The sequence below is a fragment of the Sphingomonas sp. LH128 genome (genome assembly GCF_000293195.2).
Taxonomy (GTDB): Bacteria; Pseudomonadota; Alphaproteobacteria; order Sphingomonadales; family Sphingomonadaceae; genus Novosphingobium; species Novosphingobium resinovorum_A.
This window is the reverse complement of sequence record NZ_ALVC01000585.1, coordinates 1-626: the sequence shown is the minus strand read 5'-3', so window position 1 is coordinate 626 and position 626 is coordinate 1. Positions and strand designations below refer to the sequence as shown.

Here is a 626-nt window from a genome sequence, read left to right as displayed (position 1 = left end):
ATTTCGCGCAGGTAATATGCCTTGGTGCGCCCGGTGGCGCTCGCGAGATGATCGAGGCGCTGCTCTACTTCGGGTGCGAGACGTACTGACGTCGCCATGGCATTGTCTCCGGATGAATACGTGTATTCAAACTATCACAAGATTGCTGCCACGTCACTCCGGCTCGATCGTGAAGCTCCAGCCATGGATATGGAGCATTTCGTTCTCACTGCGGTCGAAGGCGAGGAAGATGGAATCGAGGTCGGCACTGGGTTCGATCAGCAATTCTAGCGTGTGATGCGTGCTGCCTGCGACCACCGCGCGCGTATAGCCGGCTTCGCGGGCTTCGGCCTCGGTGTGGATCGGCGGCGGTGACGACTGGATGAAGGGCTTGGCGGCCAGCTGGGCGGGACCGTCGAAGGTGCCGAGAGTCTTCAGGCGATCGGTTTCCAGCTTCGCGCTAAGATCCTTGGGCAGATCGGCATAGTCAGCCGCAACCGCGATTGCGTCTGCAGCGGTTGGCAACTCTCCGGGGGCGCTGCCCTTCCAGATGTAGGTTGCCTCCTCGCCCTCGATGCGGGGATGTGGCTGCATGACCTGCACGAAAAATGTCGACAGGGGCCGGTCGTATCCGATGGCGACGCTGC

General features: G+C 61.0%; 1 protein-coding gene. It reads right to left on the bottom strand.

Features of this window, described 5'->3' with window-relative positions:
- Window positions 1–153: 153 nt before the first annotated feature.
- Window positions 154–626 (bottom strand): hypothetical protein (locus tag LH128_RS34115; protein ID WP_008833536.1); only part of this gene is annotated, 473 nt, incomplete at its 5' end.